General features: G+C 71.1%; 15 protein-coding genes. 8 read left to right on the top strand and 7 right to left on the bottom strand.

Annotated elements, in window-relative coordinates:
• Positions 1 to 94 precede the first annotated feature (94 nt).
• Together leuE and ACFQO7_RS15895 are read right to left on the bottom strand one after the other, a co-directional pair.
• Positions 95 to 751 (bottom strand): leucine efflux protein LeuE, encoded by a 657-nt coding sequence (leuE, locus tag ACFQO7_RS15900; protein WP_376807055.1) that lies wholly within the window; start codon positions 749 to 751, stop codon positions 95 to 97.
• Between the two features lie 185 nt (positions 752 to 936).
• Complete coding sequence (locus ACFQO7_RS15895) at positions 937 to 2,172, bottom strand: bifunctional pyridoxamine 5'-phosphate oxidase family protein/GNAT family N-acetyltransferase (protein WP_376807159.1); 1,236 nt, start codon at positions 2,170 to 2,172, stop codon at positions 937 to 939.
• A gap of 88 nt (positions 2,173 to 2,260) precedes the next feature.
• On the opposite strand from ACFQO7_RS15895, the gene ACFQO7_RS15890 reads away from it, so the two are divergent.
• A complete protein-coding gene (locus tag ACFQO7_RS15890; RefSeq protein WP_376807054.1) occupies positions 2,261 to 3,586 on the top strand; it encodes an aminotransferase class I/II-fold pyridoxal phosphate-dependent enzyme in 1,326 nt (441 codons plus the stop codon).
• 90 nt (positions 3,587 to 3,676) lie between these two features.
• Here the strand turns inward: ACFQO7_RS15890 and ACFQO7_RS15885 are convergent, their stop codons facing one another.
• Positions 3,677 to 3,979, bottom strand: coding sequence for a TFIIB-type zinc ribbon-containing protein (locus ACFQO7_RS15885; protein WP_376807053.1), 303 nt, complete (start codon positions 3,977 to 3,979; stop codon positions 3,677 to 3,679).
• An 84-nt stretch (positions 3,980 to 4,063) separates the two neighbouring features.
• On the opposite strand from ACFQO7_RS15885, the gene ACFQO7_RS15880 reads away from it, so the two are divergent.
• From ACFQO7_RS15880 to rny, 6 genes are all read left to right on the top strand, one after another.
• Positions 4,064 to 4,570 (top strand): GNAT family N-acetyltransferase, encoded by a 507-nt coding sequence (locus tag ACFQO7_RS15880; RefSeq protein ID WP_376807052.1) that lies wholly within the window; start codon positions 4,064 to 4,066, stop codon positions 4,568 to 4,570.
• 90 nt (positions 4,571 to 4,660) lie between these two features.
• Positions 4,661 to 6,040, top strand: coding sequence for an MFS transporter (locus tag ACFQO7_RS15875; RefSeq protein ID WP_376807051.1), 1,380 nt, complete (start codon positions 4,661 to 4,663; stop codon positions 6,038 to 6,040).
• Positions 6,041 to 6,044: 4 nt separating this feature from the next.
• The gene (locus tag ACFQO7_RS15870; RefSeq protein ID WP_203693909.1) at positions 6,045 to 6,245 is read left to right on the top strand and encodes a DUF3046 domain-containing protein; all 201 of its coding nucleotides are present in this window, start codon (positions 6,045 to 6,047) and stop codon (positions 6,243 to 6,245) included.
• A 239-nt stretch (positions 6,246 to 6,484) separates the two neighbouring features.
• Positions 6,485 to 7,534, top strand: a complete 1,050-nt coding sequence (gene recA, locus ACFQO7_RS15865; RefSeq protein ID WP_203693961.1) for a recombinase RecA — start codon at positions 6,485 to 6,487, stop codon at positions 7,532 to 7,534.
• 28 nt (positions 7,535 to 7,562) lie between these two features.
• Complete coding sequence (locus ACFQO7_RS15860; protein WP_376807050.1) at positions 7,563 to 8,258, top strand: regulatory protein RecX; 696 nt, start codon at positions 7,563 to 7,565, stop codon at positions 8,256 to 8,258.
• 501 nt (positions 8,259 to 8,759) lie between these two features.
• A complete protein-coding gene (gene rny / locus ACFQO7_RS15855; protein ID WP_376807049.1) occupies positions 8,760 to 10,616 on the top strand; it encodes a ribonuclease Y in 1,857 nt (618 codons plus the stop codon).
• A 105-nt stretch (positions 10,617 to 10,721) separates the two neighbouring features.
• Here the strand turns inward: rny and ACFQO7_RS15850 are convergent, their stop codons facing one another.
• The 4 genes from ACFQO7_RS15850 to ACFQO7_RS15835 form a co-directional block, all read right to left on the bottom strand.
• On the bottom strand, positions 10,722 to 11,666 hold the full coding sequence (locus ACFQO7_RS15850; RefSeq protein WP_376807048.1) for an amino acid ABC transporter permease: 945 nt from the start codon (positions 11,664 to 11,666) through the stop codon (positions 10,722 to 10,724).
• On the bottom strand, positions 11,663 to 12,370 hold the full coding sequence (locus ACFQO7_RS15845; RefSeq protein ID WP_376807047.1) for an amino acid ABC transporter permease: 708 nt from the start codon (positions 12,368 to 12,370) through the stop codon (positions 11,663 to 11,665). Before ACFQO7_RS15845 ends, ACFQO7_RS15850 begins: the two co-directional genes overlap by 4 nt.
• A 37-nt stretch (positions 12,371 to 12,407) precedes the next feature.
• Positions 12,408 to 13,280: a glutamate ABC transporter substrate-binding protein gene (locus ACFQO7_RS15840; RefSeq protein WP_376807046.1), complete on the bottom strand. Its 873-nt coding sequence runs from the start codon at positions 13,278 to 13,280 to the stop codon at positions 12,408 to 12,410.
• Between the two features lie 124 nt (positions 13,281 to 13,404).
• Entirely contained in the window at positions 13,405 to 14,148 is a 744-nt protein-coding gene (locus tag ACFQO7_RS15835; RefSeq protein WP_376807045.1) for an amino acid ABC transporter ATP-binding protein, read from the bottom strand.
• Positions 14,149 to 14,294: 146 nt separating this feature from the next.
• On the opposite strand from ACFQO7_RS15835, the gene miaB reads away from it, so the two are divergent.
• Positions 14,295 to 15,824: a tRNA (N6-isopentenyl adenosine(37)-C2)-methylthiotransferase MiaB gene (gene miaB / locus ACFQO7_RS15830; protein WP_376807044.1), complete on the top strand. Its 1,530-nt coding sequence runs from the start codon at positions 14,295 to 14,297 to the stop codon at positions 15,822 to 15,824.
• The last annotated feature ends 39 nt before the right edge of the window (positions 15,825 to 15,863 follow it).

Below are 15,863 nucleotides of genomic sequence, written 5' to 3'. Positions count from 1 at the left end.
GATAGGCCAACGTCTTTTTGGGTGTACGGGCCGTGGCGGCCGCGTGCCGTCGGAGTGCGCGGTCGGGGTGCGCGGTCGGGGTGCGCGGGGTGGGTCAGCTCAGGGACGAGGTGGCGAGTTTGACGCCGAAGCCGACGAACAGGGCGCCGATGGCGCTGGTGCCGGCCGCGGCCAGCCTGCGCCGGGTGCGGAACGCGGCGGCCAGCCGGTTGCCGCTGAAGATGAGCGCGCTGAGGTAGAGCGCGCTGCAGATCTGCACGATGATCGCCAGCAGCAGGAACGACACGGCGGGGTACGCGTACCCCGGGTCGACGAACTGGATGAAGAACGAGACGAAGAACAGGATCGCCTTCGGGTTCATCAGGCTGATCGTGAACGCCCGGCGGAACGCGTTCTCGGTTTTGGGCTCGACCTCCGGGGCGGGTGCGGCCGCCTGGCCCGTCGCCCGGTTCCGCCAGCCGCGGATCGCGCCGTACAGCATCTTCACGCCGACGAAGCCGAGGTACGCGGCGCCGGCGCACTTGACGACCATGAACAGCGCGGGCACGGCGCGCAGCAGCGAGGCCATGCCCGCGGCGGAGACCAGCATGAGCACGCCGTCGCCGCAGAAGACGCCCATCGCGCCGCGGTAGCCCTGGCGTACGCCGCGCCGGGCCGCGACGGCGAGCACGTACAGCGAGTTCGGGCCGGGCAGCAGCACGATGGCGATCGTGCCGAGCACGAAGGTGGATAGGTCCGTAATGCCGAGCATGCCTTACATCCTCTCGTGCCCGACCCGACCGCGACCTCGGCCGATAGGCCGACCGGGACGTGCCCTACGTCACCGTCCGAGCCCGGTGCCGACTCCTGCCCCCCGCCGGCCGGTGGAGCGTTTATCGCGGCTTCAGCAAACTTCGCAGCTCACCACGGGTGCACCGTTAAGAAGGTGCCCTTCCGCTACGCGGAGCGATGTGCGGAGCTGTCGCTCGTCTCGCTGACGCGAGCCGACGATGCCCTTCCTTCCAGCCGGAGCCGGGCGGTGGGCCAGTCGGCGGCGAGCATGGAGAAGGTGACGGTGTCGCGCCACTGGCCGTCGTGGTGCATGCGGTGGTGGCGGAGGACGCCTTCGCGGACGGCGCCGAGGCGGGCGATGGCGGCCTGGGAGCGCAGGTTGTTGTGGTGGGTGTGCCATTCGACGCGTTCGGCTCCGAGGACGTCGAAGGCGCGTTCGAGCAGGAGCAGCTTGGACTCGTTGTTGACGCCGGTGCGCCAGGCCTTGCGGCCCAGGAAGGTGTGGCCGATGCCGAGCTGGCGCTGCCCCGTGTCGATGGCGTAGTACGAGGTGGTGCCGAGGATCTCCCCGGTGGCGGTGGCGCGCTGCACCCACGGGACCCGGTCGCCGCGGGCCTGCATGGCCAGCGCGTCGGAGACGACGGCGGCCATCTCCTCACGGTTGCGCGGAGCGGGTTTGTACAGCCAGCGCCACACTTCCTCGTCGTTGCCGGCGGCGGCGTACAGGCCGTCGACGTGGGACATGTCCAGCGGTTCCAGGGTGACCGCGGAGCCGCGCAGCACCACCGGCTCGTGCCAGGGACTGCGGTCGGCGCGCAGGTAGGCGGGGGCGGGCACGGTGACGCCGGGCGCGGGTTCGGCCGGGCCGGCGGTGACCCGCAGCGGCAGCACGCCCGCCCAGTACGGCAGGGACAGGTCTTCGTCGTCGTCGCCGGCGGTGCCGGTGCGGGCGCGTACGGAGACCTCGTCGAGCGGGAGCGCGAGCAGCGCCGTCTGGGCGAGTTCCTTGGCCGACGGGGGACGGGTGCGGCCGGCGTGGCCCTCGCCGATCTTCTCGGCCAGCGCGGTGAAGACGCGCAGCTTCTCCTGCTCGTCGGTGACCAGGGTGGCGGTGCCGTGCGCGATGACCGAGCGGTAGTTGGCGCTGTGGTGGAACTGCGAACGGGCCAGCACCAGGCCGTCCAGGTGGGTGACGCAGGCGGCCACGCGCAGGCCGGAGCGCGCCTGCAGGCCCATCCGGCCGCCGCTGGAGCCGTGCAGGTAGAGCGTGTCGTCGACGCGTACGTGCAGGGTGGGCAGGGCCCGGGGCTCGCCGTCGAGCACGAAGGAGAGGGTGCAGTGCCAGGCTTCGTCGAGGATCGCGTGCGCGGCGCTGCGCTCGTAGGACATGCGCTCGCGCATCCGCAGTGCGGTGGTGCGCGAGGTCTGCGGGTAGGTGGTCACGCCCGCCTCCTTGACTCGAATAATGTACTAGTACATTATTGGCTTTGTGACAGTACGATATCCGATCACCGGGGGCACGGCAACGGCGATCGCCTCCTGCGTCGAGGAGGGCGTACGCCGCGGCGTGCTCGCGCCCGGAGACGCGCTGCCCAGCGTGCGCGCGCTGGCCGAGGAGCTGGCGATCAGCCCGGCCACGGTCTCCGCCGCCTACCAGCGGCTGCGTGACCGGGGCATCGTGGTGACCGCGGGCCGCCACGGCACCCGGGTGCGCCCGGTGACCCCGATCGCGACCGGCCGGGCGGCGCGCGCCGTGCCCGAGGGCGTGCGCGACCTGTCCGACGGCGAGCCGAACCCGGCCCTGCTGCCCGAACTCGCCCCGGTGCTGCGGCGCGTGGCGGACTCGTTCGCCGCCGGTGCGGCCGCGCTGCGCTACGCCGACGGCGGGCCGCTGCCCGAGCTGCTCGAACAGGCCCGCACGCGGTTGACGGGGTTGCCGGACGGTGCGGCGTACACCCTGGTCAACGGGGCTTTGGACGGGATCGACCGGCTGCTCGGCGCACGGCTGCGGCCCGGCGACAGGGTGGCCGTGGAGGATCCCGGCTGGGCCGCGCTGCTGCACCTGATCGCCGCGCACGGTCTGGTGCCGGTGTCCATGCCGGTCGACGACGACGGGCCGCTGCCGGACGGGGTCCGCGCGGCCGTCGCGGCCGGCGCGCGCGCCGCGGTGATCACGACGCGGGCGCAGAACCCGACCGGCGGCGCGGTGAGCGCCGAGCGGGCCGCGTTGCTGCGGCCGCTGCTGCGCGACGTGTTCGTGATCGAGGACGACCACGCCGGAGAGCTCGCGGCGGTGCCGTCCCACCCGGTCGCCGGTGGGGCCTACTGGGCCTACGTGCGCAGCGCCAGCAAACCGTACGGCCCCGACCTGCGCTGCGCGGTGCTCGCCGGGGACCCGGAGACGGTGTCGCGGGTGGAGGGGCGGCTGCGGCTCGGGCCGGGCTGGGTGTCCGGGCTGCTCCAGCGGACCCTGCTGGAGTTGTGGCAAGACCCGGCGGCGCGGCGGGCGGTGGCGGCGGCCGGGCGGGTGTACGACGAGCGCCGGGACGCCCTGGTCGCGGCGCTGCGCGGGCGGGGCGTGGCGGCGAGCGGGCGGACCGGGATCAACGTGTGGGTGCCCGTGCCCGACGAGACGGGGGCGGTGACCGCGCTGCGTGACGCCGGGTTCGCGGTGGCGCCGGGGCACGTGTTCCGCACCGCCGCCGGGCCCGGGATCCGGATCACGATCGCGACGCTGCGTGAAGACGAGGTGGAGCCGCTGGCCGCGGCCGTGGCCGCCGCCGTGCTCCCGGCTCCGGGCGCGGTGCTCCGCTGACCCGCCTCGTCATCGACGTTGGCCTATCACCTCGACTCCGATCGGCGAGAACTCGATGTGATAGGCCAACGTCGATTAAAAAGCGGGCGGTCAGCCGAAGAGGTCCTCGAAGAAGGACTCCTGGTGCTTGTGCTTCTTGTGGCCGTGGCCGTGGTCGTCGTAGCGGTGCTGGTCGTGGCGGGCGTACGAGTCGTGGTGGCCGTGCTGCTGCGGGGGCGGCGGCGGGGCGGCCTGCTGCCGGCTGCCGTGCCAGGCGTTCTCGGCCGCGGTCAGCCGCTCCAGCTCACCGCGGTCGAGGAAGATGCCGCGGCAATCGGTGCACTGGTCGACGGTGACGCCGTTGCGCTCGTACTGCCGCATCTGTCCGTGGCATTTCGGGCATGTCATCTGCATGCGCCCGAGCCTAGCGAGTCGCGTCCAGAGTCGATCATGGGTAATCGGCGGGCCGGGAGCCGGGCCGGGCCGTACGGTGACGGCATGACGACGTTGCACGGCGAGCGGGTCACGCTGCGGCCGGCCGGACCGGAGGACGTGGACGGCCTCGCCGCGATCCGGGCCACGCCGGAGGTCCGCGTCCGGTGGCAGGGCGAGGACCTCGCTGCGGAGATCAAGGACGACCTGGCCGATCCCGATCTCGAACTGCTGGCGATCGAGCACGAGGGCCGGGTCGTCGGCGCGATCCAGTGGCACGAGGAGACCGACGCCATGTACCGGCACGCGGGCATGGACCTCTACCTCGACCCCGGGATGCACGGGCGCGGCCTGGGCACCGACGCGGTGCGCACGCTGTCCCGGCACCTGATCCACGAGCTGGGGCACCACCGGCTCGTGATCGACCCCGCCGCGGACAACACCGCGGCCATCGCCTGCTACGCCAAGGTCGGCTTCCAGCCGGTGGGCGTGATGCGCCGGTACGAACTCGGCCCCGACGGCTCCTGGCACGACGGACTGCTGATGGATCTGCTTCCGGAGGACCTGCGCTAGGGCGACGGCCGGGGGCGGGGCGGCGCGAGAGGGTGCGGTCGGGCAAGGTAGAGCAAGCGCCCACACCCCTTACGCCCCCGGGAGCCCCTCATGACGTCCGCCGTCGCCGCGCACAGCGCGGTCCAGGCCAGGACCATCCGCCTGCTCATGGTCGTCGAGGTCGTCAGCGGCCTGGGCGTGGCCATGGGCATCTCGGTCGGTGCGCTGCTCACCCGGGCGATGGCGGGTACCGCCCTGTCCGGGGTGGCGCAGAGCGCGGCGGTCGTCGGCGGCGGGGTGCTGGCCGTGCCGGCCGCGGCCCTGATGAGCCGGTACGGCAGGCGGCCCGGCCTGGCCCTGTGCTACCTCACCGGCGCGGTCGGCGGGGTGGCGGTGCTGGCCTCGGCGGCGCTCGACTCGATCCCGCTGCTGTTCGTCGGCTTCTTCCTGTTCGGCGCGGGCAGCACGGCGAAGCTGCAGTCCCGCTACGCGGCCACCGACCTGGCCGAACCGCAGCGCCGGGGCCGCCAGCTGTCGCTGGTGGTGTGGTCCACCACGCTCGGCGCGGTGATCGGCCCGAACCTGGCCGCCCCGCTGGGCGGCTCGCTGTCCCGGTTCGGCATCCCCGAGCTGGCGGGCCCGTTCGCCTTCGCGTCGGCCTCGTTCCTGCTCAGCGCCCTGCTGCTCACCCTGTTCCTGCGCCCCGACCCGTTGCTGCTGGCCCAGGTTGCGGCCGGGGTGCGTGCCCCGGCGGACCAAACTGCGGCACCGGGCACCACCGCGGTCCCCGGCGGTGCGGCGGCGGAGCGCCTGCCGGCCGGGGGAGGCCAGGCGGCGGACGGCGGGGCAGGCGCGGCGGCGGATGGCGGGCCGGTCGAGCGGCACACGCTGGGCTCGGCGGCGCGGGCGGTGCTGGCATCGCCGGCCGCCCGGCTGGGCGTGACCGCGATGGCGCTGGGCCACCTGGTCATGGTGGCGGTGATGGCGATGACGCCGGTGCACATCGGGGAGACCCACAGCGCCCCGGACACGCTGCGCATCGTCGGCTTCGTGCTGAGTGTGCACGTGGCGGGGATGTACGGGCTGTCGCCGGTGGTGGGCTGGCTCACCGACCGGGTGGGCCGGGTGCCGGTGATCCTGGGCGGGGTCGCGCTGCTGATCGCGGCGTGTGCGGTCGCCGCCACCGCGGGCCACGACACGGCGCTGCTCACCGTCGCGCTGCTGACGCTGGGGCTGGGCTGGTCGGGCACCATGGTCGCCGGCTCGACGCTGTTCACCGAGTCGCTGCCGATCGCGGTCAAGGCCCGCGCGCAGGGCCTGTCGGACCTGGTCACCGGCCTGTCCGGGGCGACCGCCGGGGTGCTGTCCGGCATCGTGGTCGAGCTGTCCGGGTACGCGGTGCTGGCCCTGCTCGCCGCGCTGGCCACGATCCCGCTGATCGCGCTGGCGCTGCGGCCCTCCACGCTCGCCGCCGTGAAGGTGGCAGACTAGCCCGATGCGACGGACCGACTTCTACGAACGGCTGACCGAGGTCTTCGGCCCGACCTATGCCGCCAGCGTCGCCGCCGACCAGGTGCTGCCGCAGCTGGGCGGGCGGACGATCGACACCGCCCTGGCCGACGGTGAGGAAGTGCACGTGATCTGGCGTGCCGTGTGCGACCAGTACGCCGAACGGGTGCCCGGCCGCCTCCGCTGAGTCATGGCTCGGCTCCGCCTCGCGCGTTTGCGTGTGCGAGCACACCTACGGCGTGGCAGGATGGCGCTCGTACACGTGTTCGGCTATCGTCCACAACCAGTGCTTGTGCATGCCGTGGTTGTCCACAGGCCCGGCGTGCCCGTATCGCCTTTGTCGGACCCAGCGCCTAGCGTGTCGGCGTGACGAAGAAGGCTGCGAAGTCGGCGACTGACAGTGCCCTAAAAGAGGTGGCGACGAAGATGGCGGCTAACCCCGATAAGAGCAAGGCTCTCGACCTGGCGCTCGCCCAGATCGACAAGCAGTTCGGCAAGGGCTCGGTGATGCGCCTCGGCGAGCGGCCGCAGGTGCAGATGGCGATCATCCCCACCGGCTCGATCGCGCTGGACGTGGCGCTGGGCATCGGCGGCCTGCCGCGCGGGCGCATCGTCGAGATCTACGGCCCGGAGTCCAGCGGTAAGACCTCGCTGGCCCTGCACGCGATCGCGAACGTGCAGCGCAGCGGCGGCATCGCGGCGATCATCGACGCCGAGCACGCCCTCGACCCGGAGTACGCCAAGGCCCTCGGCGTCGACACCGACGCCCTGCTGGTCTCCCAGCCGGACACCGGTGAGCAGGCGCTGGAGATCGCGGACATGCTGGTGCGCTCCGGCGCGCTGGACCTGATCGTGATCGACTCGGTGGCGGCGCTGGTGCCCCGCGCCGAGATCGAGGGTGAGATGGGCGACAGCCACGTCGGTCTGCAGGCGCGTCTGATGAGCCAGGCGCTGCGCAAGATGACCGGTGGCCTGCACAGCTCCAACACCACCGCGATCTTCATCAACCAGCTGCGCGAGAAGATCGGCGTCATGTTCGGCAGCCCGGAGACCACCACCGGTGGCAAGGCGCTGAAGTTCTACGCCTCGGTGCGCATGGACATCCGCCGCATCGAGAGCCTGAAGGACGGCACCGAGGTCGTGGGTAACCGCACCCGCGTCAAGGTGGTCAAGAACAAGGTCGCCTCGCCGTTCAAGCAGGCCGAGTTCGACATCATGTACGGCAAGGGCATCTCGCGTGAGGGTTCGCTGATCGACGTGGGCGTCGAGCAGAACATCATCCGCAAGGCCGGCGCCTGGTACACGTACGAGGGCGACCAGCTGGGCCAGGGCAAGGAGAAGGCGCGCGAGTTCCTCAAGGAGAACCCGGACGTCGCCGCCGAGATCGAGAAGAAGATCCTGGAGAAGCTGGGCGTCGGCCAGTCGAGCGTGTCGGACGCCGCGGGCGGCCCGGCGCTGCCGCCGGTCGACTTCTGATCGACGCCTGAGCAGCTGACCGGCCGTCATGGTGGGACGACGCCGCGGTGCGCGCACCGGCCGGGGATGGGACGCGAAACCGCCCGCCCCGGCCCGGCCCGCGCGCCCCGGCGACGACGGCGCGGGCCCGTCGGACGGTGCGGAGCTCGTGGACGACGGGTCAGCACGGGCCGAGCGGGCCGCGAAGCGGCAGGCGCAGCGGGATCCGCACGAGGTCGCGCGGGAGATCTGCCTGCGGCAGCTCGCGGTGCGGCCGCGCACCCGGGCGGAGCTGGCCGCCGCGATGCGGGCCAAGGACGTCGCCGACGAGGTTGCCGAGGCGGTGCTCGACCGCTACGACGAAGTCGGCATGATCGACGATGCGGCGTTCGCGCGGGCCTGGGTGTCCAGCCGCCATCACGGCAAGGGGCTGGCGTCCCGGGCGTTGGGGCAGGAGCTGCGGCGGCGCGGCGTGGACGCCGAGGTGGTCACCGAGGCGCTGGCCGAGCTCGACGACGAGACCCAGGCACGGACGGCGTACGAGCTGGCGGTGCGCAAGCTGCGCACGACGCGGGGCGAGCCGGACGCGGTGTTCCGGCGGGTGGTGGGCGCGCTGGCGCGCAAGGGCTACCCGGGCGGGATCGCGGTGCGTGCCGTGAAGGACGCCCTGGCCGCTCGTAGCGCTGAGGACGCGGAGCTGGCGGAGCTGCTCGACCCCGATCTTTTCGACACGCCGGAGCAGTGATTTTCTCGGCCTTCGGTCGGGTTCGCGACACGCCGGGCGCGGCGCGGGTTCGCCGGTCAGGTCACGGTTCGGCATCGGTGGGCTGCGTGACAACCGGACACAATGGGCGATGCGTCCGTCTTGGTGTCCGATCATGAGTTCTTGACCGGACCGCCATCGGCAACCTAGCCTCGCAGGAGAGGTATCACCGACCAGTACGTGTTAAACCACACAACATAGAACGTGTAACAGTACGACAACAGTTTTGCCTGGTGAGGATACGCGCAGCCGCTGTACCCCTGCGGCTGCCTACATGTAGTCGCAGCTCAGGGCCGTTGAAGCGGTTCGCGGGCTCTGGTGCGCCGGTCGCATCCACCGAAAGGGTGGGTGTCGCCGGGCCGTGCCGTGCGCGTCGTGTGGCGGGTCCGCACATCTGGTCGGGTTGCCTCCGCGCCGGCACCACCGTGTCGGCGGTTCGGAGCGTCAGGAGGCGGCCATGACCGAGTTCGACGGGCGAGTGGCATGACCACGATGGAAGGGCTGCTGCTGGCGGCGATCGTCCTCCTCGCGCTGATGGTGGCGGGGATGCTGGCGGTCGGCGTGCGCCTGGTGCGCCGGCTGGCCGCCCCCACCGCCCCGACCGGTCAGCCGCTGAGCGTGATCGTGGACGACCCGGAGGCCGTGGCCGAGCGCGAGCGCCAGCGTCAGACCCTGGTCGAGCTGCAGAATTCCGTCTCCGACGCGCAGACCGCCCTGGAGGCCGAGCGCCGCTCCGTGGCCGCCGCCCGCGCCGAGGCCACCGCCGTACGCGCCGAGAACGCGGCCGTGAAGGCCGAGGTGACCACCTCCCGGGCCGAGGCGCAGCGGGTGCTGGACGCGGCCCACGCCGAGGCCGACACCGTGCTGCAGCGGGCTCACCGGCAGGCCGAGGAGGACGCCGAGCAGGTCCGCTCGACCGCTCGGCGCACCGGCGAGCGCGAGATCGCGATGCTCACCTCCACCGCCAAGGACCAGGCCGCCGAGGCCGAGCGGCGGCTGCAGCGCCTCGACGAGCGCGAGCGCATGCACGCGGCCGAGGCCGAGCGGCTGGCCGAGCGTGAGCGGCAGAACGTGGAGGAGGCCGAGCGCCTCGCCGAACGCGACCGCCGCATCGCCGCCGCCGAGGCCGAGCTGGCCAAGTGGGAGCTGGCCCTGCAGGGCAAGGAGCAGGAGCTGGCCCAGGCGCAGGAGCAGCGGCGCAAGGAGCTGGAGCGGGTCGCCGGGCTGACCGCCGACGCCGCCAAGACCGAGCTGGTCGAGACGATCGAGGTCCAGGCCAAGCGCGAGGCGGCGCTGCTGGTGCGCGACATCGAGGCCGACGCCCGGTCCACCGGCGAGTCCCGGGCCCGCCACATCGTGGTCGACGCGATCCAGCGGGTGGCCAGCGAGCAGACCGCCGAGAGCGTGGTCAGCGTGCTGCACCTGCCCAGCGACGAGATGAAGGGCCGCATCATCGGCCGGGAGGGCCGCAACATCCGGGCCTTCGAGACGGTCACCGGGGTCAACCTGATCATCGACGACACTCCCGAGGCGGTGCTGCTGTCCTGCTTCGACCCGGTGCGCCGGGAGGTCGGCCGGCTCACCCTGGAGAAGCTGGTCCTCGACGGGCGGATCCATCCGCACCGCATCGAGGAGGTGTACGACGTCGCCCGGTTCGAGGTCGAGCGGATGTGCCAGCGCGCTGCGGAGGACGCACTGGTCGAGGTCGGCATCACCGACATCCACCCGGAACTGGTGACCCTGCTGGGCCGGCTGCGCTACCGCACGTCGTACGGGCAGAACGTGCTCAAGCACCTGGTCGAGACCGCGCACATCGCCGGGATCATGGCCTCGGAGCTGAAGCTGGACCCGGAGCTGATCAAGCGCTCGGCCTTCCTGCACGACATCGGCAAGGCGCTCACCCACGAGGTGGAGGGCTCGCACGCGCTGATCGGCGCGGACGTGGCCCGGCGTTTCGGGGAGAGCGACGAGGTCGTGCACGCGATCGAGGCGCACCACAACGAGGTGCAGCCGCAGACCATCGAGGCCGTGCTGACCCAGGCGTCGGACGCCTGCTCGGGCGGGCGGCCGGGGGCCCGGCGGGAGTCGCTGGAGGCGTACGTCAAGCGGCTGGAGCGCATCGAGGAGATCGCCGGAGCCAAGAGCGGCGTGGACAAGGTGTTCGCGATGCAGGCCGGCCGGGAGATCCGGGTCATGGTGCGGCCCGAGGAGGTCGACGAGATCGGCGCCGCGGTGCTGGCCCGGGACGTTGCCAAGCAGATCGAGGAGGAACTGACCTACCCGGGTCAGATCCGCATCACCGTCGTCCGCGAGTCCCGCACCACCGAGATCGCCCGCTGAGGCTGGAAGCGAAGATCGCCGTTTGCGGTCAGAACGTGAGGTCGAGCCTGACGTTCCGACCGCGAACGGCGATCTTGTCGGTGCTGGTAGGTGGGCGAGCCCGGGTCAGGCGTCCAGGACCACTGGCTCGTTGGCAGCCGGCGCGGCAGCCGGGGTGGCCGGCTTGTGCGCCCGCACCCGCGAGACCCGGCGCTGGACGTAACCGGCCAGCTGGGACAGCGCGTAGTTGATCGCGATGAACATGGCGCCGATGATCGTGTACATCTGGATCGGGTTCTGCAGGATCTGGATCATCTGCTGGGCGACGGCGAGGATGTCCTCGTAGGTGATGATGTAGCCGAGCGTGGTGTCTTTGAGGATCACGACAAGCTGGCTGATCAGCGCGGGCAGCATGATCCGGAACGCCTGGGGCAGTTGGACCAGCAGGATCGCCTGGAACGGGGTCAGGCCGAGGGAGTCGGCCGCTTCGCGCTGGCCGCGAGGCAGGCCCTCCATGCCGGAGCGGATGATCTCGGCGATGACAACGCTGTTGTAGATGCTCAGGCCGATGACCAGCGGCCACAGCGGGTCGCTGATGCCGGAGATCCGCCACGCGAAGAAGATGGTCACCAGCACCGGCAGGCCGCGGAAGACCTCGACGCAGAACCGGGTGATCCCACGCAACGCGGTGTTGAGCCCGCGCAGGGTGTACGCGGCGGCCGCCGGCATCCCGGCGTAGCGGCGCTTCGCCTGCTCCTTGAGCAGCATCCGAGCGATGGCCAGCAGCGTGCCGGCCAGCAGGGAGCACACGATGGCCAGCGCGGCGGCGGTCAGCGTGGCGATGATGCCGAGCCTGATGCGTTCCCAGACCAGCGACAGGTTCGGGTCGTCGGGATCGACCAGCGGGCCCCACTTGAGCGCGGTGAACTGGCCGTTGGCCTCCAGCGGCCGGTAGACGAGGTAGTAGGCGCCGACGAGCAGCAGCACGCCGATCAGCACGGCGGCGACGGTGGTGCGGCGGCGGGTGCGGGGACCGGGGGCGTCGTACAGGACGCTCGACTGGGGGCTCATCGGGCCACCGCCCGACGGTTCTCGACCCGGTCGATGAAGATGCCGAGCGGCACGGTCATGATGAGGTAGCCGATCGAGATGCCGATGAAGACGGGAACGATGGGGTTGCCCCCCGAGGACGTCAGCGACTGCCCGGAGCTGAACAGCTCACCGGTGACGCCGAACGCGCCGGCCAGCGCCGAATTCTTGATCATCGCGATGATGACGCTGCCCAGCGGCACGATGGCCGCCCGCCAGGCCTGCGGCAGCACGATGGAGAGCAGGTTCTGCCGGAAGGTGAGGCCCAGTGAGCGCGCCGCCTCGGCCTGCCCGGCCGGCACCGCGTTCACGCCGGACCGGATCGCCTCGCAGACGAACGCAGCGGTGTACACGCTGAGGGCGATCACCGCGAACCGGAAGTACGGCAGGTCGATGCCGAGCCGGTCGAAGATCGACGACAGGCCGGGGATACGCAGGAAGTCAGCGTTGGAGCCCAGCTCCGGCAGGCCGAACGAGGTCAGGAAGAAGACGATCGTCAGCGGCAGGTTGCGCACCAGCGTGACGTAGGTCGCGCCGGCCCACCGCAGCGACGGCACGGGAGAGATCCGCATCGCCGCCACGATGGTGCCGATCAGCAGTGCCCCCGTGGCGGACAGCACACAGAGCTGGAGGGTGAGCCAGAACCCGCTGACGAACACGTCGGCGTTGTCGATCAGGACATCCATCGGCTCACCTCTCCAGCACTACGTCAATCGGGATGGATCAGTAACGGTTCACGGCCGGGCCGGTGGGCACGTTCGCGTCGAACTTGCCCGCGGTGTCGGTCCACGCCTTGGCGTAGCGGCCGTCGGCATAGATCTTCTCCAGCAGGTCGTTGATGAAGGCGCGGAACTTGGCGTCGCCCTTCTTCACGCCGATGCCGTACGGCTCGTCGGTGAATTTGCTGCCGGTCAGCTTGTACGCGCCGTTGCTCTGCGAGACGTAGCCCAGCAGGATGACGTTGTCGGTGGTCACCGCGTCGACCTGCTTGTTCTTCAGGGCGTCGACGCACTTGGTGTACACGTCGAACAGCACCAGCTGGGTGGCCTTGTCCTTGAGGAACTTCTCGATGTTCGTGGCGGGCGTGGAGCCCTGCACGGAGCAGACCTTCTTGGCGCCGTCCTTGAACGAGTCCGGCCCGGTGATCGAGCTGTCGTCCGAGCGCACCATCAGGTGCTGGCCCGCGACGTAGTACGGACCCGCGAAGTCGATGCGCTCCTTGCGCTTGTCGTTGATGGTGTAAGTGGCGATCACCACGTCGGCGTCGCCCTTCTCCAGCACCTCCTCGCGCACCGCGGACGGCGTCGCGATCCAGTTGATCTTGTCGGCGGAGATGCCGAGCTCAGCCGCGATGATCTTGCCGATCTCCACGTCGAAGCCGGCCGGCTTGCCGTCCAGGCCCTTAAGGCCGAAGCCGGGCTGGTCGAACTTCGTGCCGATGGTGATCTTGCCAGCCTTGTTCAGCTTCTCCATCGTGGTGCCGGCTTCGAACTTCGAGGTGGTCGGCGTGGTGCCGGGGTCCTCGCCACCGCAGGCCGCCGCCCCGAACGCCAGTACGGACACGGCGGCCAGCGCCGCGAAACGCTTCAGACGCATGCTTCCTCCTCATATCTCCCGCCGCCGGAGGCGACGAAGCTCGTTACCCAACCCGCCGCGGCCGGCGGCGGAGTCATCACCGGCCGCCCGGAGGATCGCTCCGGGGCGGGCCGGCAGAAGCCGATCAGTGGGACAGCACCTTCGACAGAAAGTCGCGGGCTCGCTCGCTCTTGGGGTCGCCGAAGAACTCGGCCGGCGGCGCCTGCTCGACGAGCTGGCCGTCGGCCATGAAGACGACACGGTCGGCGGCGGCCCGGGCGAAGCCCATCTCGTGGGTGACCACGATCATGGTCATGCCCTCCTTGGCCAGCGACGTCATCACGTCGAGCACCTCGCCGACCATCTCGGGGTCGAGTGCGCTGGTGGGCTCGTCGAACAGCATCGCCTTGGGCTGCATGGCCAGCGCGCGCGCGATCGCCGCGCGCTGCTGCTGGCCGCCGGAAAGCTGCGCCGGCAACTTGTTGGCCTGATTGGCGATGCCGACCCGCTCCAGCAGCTGCATGCCGCGGGCGCGGGCGCTCGCCTTCGACTCGCCGCGCACCTTGATCGGCGCCAGCGTCACGTTGTCGAGGATGCTCTTGTGTGCGAAGAGGTTGAACGACTGGAAGACCATGCCGACCTCGCTGCGCAGCTTCGCCAGCGCGCGGCCCTCGGCCGGCAGCGGAGTGCCGTCGAAGCGGATGATGCCCGAGTTGATCGTCTCCAGCCGGTTGACGGCGCGGCACAGCGTCGACTTGCCCGAGCCGGACGGGCCGATCACCACGACCACCTCACCGCGGTCCACCGTGAGGCTCACGTCGCGGAGCACGTGCAGGTCTCCGAACCACTTGTTCACCGCGTCCAGCACAATGAGCGGTTCGTGGGACATGCCACCGTCCTTTCGGCGTTCGTACATCGTCGTCCCACCGACCTTAGGGCCGCCGAAGCGACGACAACGGCGCTGGATGGTCACGACCGGGTAACTTCCCCGGATTCCGTACCCGTGCCCGCGACCGGATACCCTGGTCGGTTGAGATGACCAGTCAGCCTGAAACCCAGAGCGCACCCGCCCGCACCTACGAGGTGCGCACGTACGGGTGCCAGATGAACGTGCACGACTCCGAGCGCATCTCGGGCCTGCTCGACGGAGCGGGATACGTGCGGCTCGACCCGGCCGCGGAACCCGGCCGCACCCCCGACGTCGTCGTTTTCAACACCTGCGCGGTGCGCGAGAACGCCGACAACCGCCTCTACGGCAACCTCGGCCACCTGCGCCCGGTCAAGGACAAGCACCCCGGCATGCAGATCGCCGTCGGCGGCTGCCTGGCGCAGAAGGACCAGGGCGAGATCGTCAAGAAGGCGCCCTGGGTCGACGTGGTGTTCGGCACCCACAACATCGGCTCGCTGCCGGTGCTGCTGGAGCGGGCCCGCCACAACGAGCAGGCCCAGGTCGAGCTGCTGGAGTCGCTGGAGGTCTTCCCGTCGACGCTGCCGACCCGGCGCGAGTCGACGTACTCCGGCTGGGTGTCGATCTCGGTGGGCTGCAACAACACCTGCACCTTCTGCATCGTGCCCAGCCTGCGCGGCAAGGAGAAGGACCGCCGCCCCGGCGACGTGCTCGCCGAGGTCGAGGCGCTGGTCGCCGAGGGCGTGCTGGAGGTGACCCTGCTCGGCCAGAACGTGAACACCTACGGAGTGGAGTTCGGCGACCGGCTCGCCTTCGGCAAGCTGCTGCGGGCCACCGGGCAGCTTCAGGACAAGGGACTGGAGCGGGTGCGGTTCACCAGCCCGCACCCGGCGGCGTTCACCGACGACGTGATCGAGGCGATGGCCGAGACCGGCAACGTCTGCCACTCGCTGCACATGCCGCTGCAGTCCGGGTCCGACGCGGTGCTCAAGGCGATGAAGCGCTCGTACCGGTCCGACCGGTACCTGTCGATCATCGAGAAGGTGCGCGCGGCCATGCCGGACGCGGCGATCACCACCGACATCATCGTGGGCTTCCCGGGCGAGACCGACGCGGACTTCGAGGAGACGCTGCGGGTGGTACGCGAGTCGCGGTTCGCGAGCGCGTTCACGTTCCAGTACTCGATCCGGCCCGGCACGCCCGCCGCGACCATGGACGGCCAGGTGCCCAAGGCGGTGGTGCAGGAGCGCTACGAGCGGCTCGTCGCCACCCTGGAGGAGATCACCTGGGCGGAGAACAAGAAGCTGGTCGGGCGCGAGGTCGAGGTGCTGGTCGCGGTCGGCGAGGGTCGCAAGGACCAGGCCACCGGGCGGATGTCGGGGCGGGCCCGCGACGGCCGGCTGGTGCACTTCGCCGTGGCGCCGGAGCAGGTCGCGCTGGTCCGGCCGGGCGACATCGTGCACACCGTGGTCGACTACGCCGCGCCGCACCACCTGAACTGCGACGGTGCGCTGGTGTCGCACCGGCGCACCCGGGCCGGCGACGCCTACGAGGCGGGACGGGTGGCGCGTACCGCCGGGGTGATGCTCGGCCTGCCGACCATCGGCCGCCCGCCGGCGCAGCCCGCCCCAGCCGACTCCGCCTGCTCGACCTGCTGACACCACTCGGGTTGAAGATCGCTGTCTGCGGTCGGGACC

Source organism: Catellatospora aurea (genome assembly GCF_042663325.1).
Taxonomy (GTDB): domain Bacteria; phylum Actinomycetota; class Actinomycetes; order Mycobacteriales; family Micromonosporaceae; genus Catellatospora; species Catellatospora aurea.
Note: the sequence above shows the minus strand (reverse complement) of the source record. Positions and strands in the feature narration are given on the sequence as shown.

Coding starts and splice junctions, on each gene's coding strand:
- leuE (WP_376807055.1), bottom strand. CDS start 751: ATGCTCGGCATTACGGACCTATCCACCTTCGTGCTCGGCACGATCGCC.
- ACFQO7_RS15895 (WP_376807159.1), bottom strand. CDS start 2,172: ATGCGCGAGCGCATGTCCTACGAGCGCAGCGCCGCGCACGCGATCCTC.
- ACFQO7_RS15885 (WP_376807053.1), bottom strand. CDS start 3,979: ATGCAGATGACATGCCCGAAATGCCACGGACAGATGCGGCAGTACGAG.
- ACFQO7_RS15880 (WP_376807052.1), top strand. CDS start 4,064: ATGACGACGTTGCACGGCGAGCGGGTCACGCTGCGGCCGGCCGGACCG.
- ACFQO7_RS15875 (WP_376807051.1), top strand. CDS start 4,661: ATGACGTCCGCCGTCGCCGCGCACAGCGCGGTCCAGGCCAGGACCATC.
- ACFQO7_RS15870 (WP_203693909.1), top strand. CDS start 6,045: ATGCGACGGACCGACTTCTACGAACGGCTGACCGAGGTCTTCGGCCCG.
- recA (WP_203693961.1), top strand. CDS start 6,485: ATGGCGGCTAACCCCGATAAGAGCAAGGCTCTCGACCTGGCGCTCGCC.
- ACFQO7_RS15860 (WP_376807050.1), top strand. CDS start 7,563: ATGGTGGGACGACGCCGCGGTGCGCGCACCGGCCGGGGATGGGACGCG.
- rny (WP_376807049.1), top strand. CDS start 8,760: ATGACCACGATGGAAGGGCTGCTGCTGGCGGCGATCGTCCTCCTCGCG.
- ACFQO7_RS15850 (WP_376807048.1), bottom strand. CDS start 11,666: ATGAGCCCCCAGTCGAGCGTCCTGTACGACGCCCCCGGTCCCCGCACC.
- ACFQO7_RS15845 (WP_376807047.1), bottom strand. CDS start 12,370: ATGGATGTCCTGATCGACAACGCCGACGTGTTCGTCAGCGGGTTCTGG.
- ACFQO7_RS15840 (WP_376807046.1), bottom strand. CDS start 13,280: ATGCGTCTGAAGCGTTTCGCGGCGCTGGCCGCCGTGTCCGTACTGGCG.
- ACFQO7_RS15835 (WP_376807045.1), bottom strand. CDS start 14,148: ATGTCCCACGAACCGCTCATTGTGCTGGACGCGGTGAACAAGTGGTTC.
- miaB (WP_376807044.1), top strand. CDS start 14,295: ATGACCAGTCAGCCTGAAACCCAGAGCGCACCCGCCCGCACCTACGAG.